The sequence below is a fragment of the Haloferax sp. s1 genome (assembly GCF_058382125.1).
On the sequence record NZ_JBZRPK010000067.1, the window covers coordinates 1 to 840 of the forward strand.

1 pseudogene is annotated in these 840 nt (G+C 51.4%); it reads left to right on the plus strand.

Features of this window, described 5'->3' with window-relative positions:
- Nucleotides 1–298 precede the first annotated feature (298 nt).
- Nucleotides 299–840 (plus strand): annotated as a pseudogene (locus QT222_RS00425) (MarR family transcriptional regulator); the annotation flags it as partial.

Here is an 840-nt window from a genome sequence, read left to right on the forward strand (position 1 = left end):
GTGTATGCTGTGTGATTTGGTTGTGGTCGACGAATTTCATTGAACCCTTGATGTTCTCTGCCATCGGCTTTTTCTCTTCTATCTGCCGTGAGATTCATATTGGTGAAGCAAAGTCTATCAAATAATACACAACTGAATCCCATGAATACAGCCACGTGCTCCCATATCAGTCGAGACTCGGACAGAGTTGCCCCGCAAACCACTGTGAGCGGAGCGACTCAGTGTCTCGCTTTCAGTGGCTACACCCACCTAGAACTCCGGTCCTGTGATGATGTCTCGAACTAAGGCCCTTCTTCTGGTGACTGTGTTCGTAGCCGTCGCGGCTATCGTTCCTGTGGCCGTTGCTGGTTCGAACGACACCACCGACCACGAGGTATTCGTCGAAGGGGAATTTACGGATACGGTTCCGGCTAAAGAGACGGGTAGGTCAACGTTCCTTTGGGAGTCGCAACCAAACACGCTCGTGGTGAGATTTAATGCCTCTAACGAGTCGAGCTTCTACAAGGTATGCGTGCAAAACGAAACTGGCCAGACAGCCGCCTGTCAGTACAAGGAGCTGAACCCCAGTAACCGAACCGCGACGTTTGACTACGACAATCTCTCTTCGTTCGAGGGTTCAAACAACATCACGGTCGTCCTCTGGGATGAATTTCCGGCGGAGCCCAAGAAACTCGGCACCGACACCATCAACATCTCGATTATTCGGAAGGATGGCGACATCGACGGCGACAAACTCACGAACGCAAACGAGTTGGCGAACAATTCGTCGATGTTTCTCATGGACACCGACAACGACAGCCTCGGAGATGGCGCTGAAGTAATAAATTACGGCACATCACC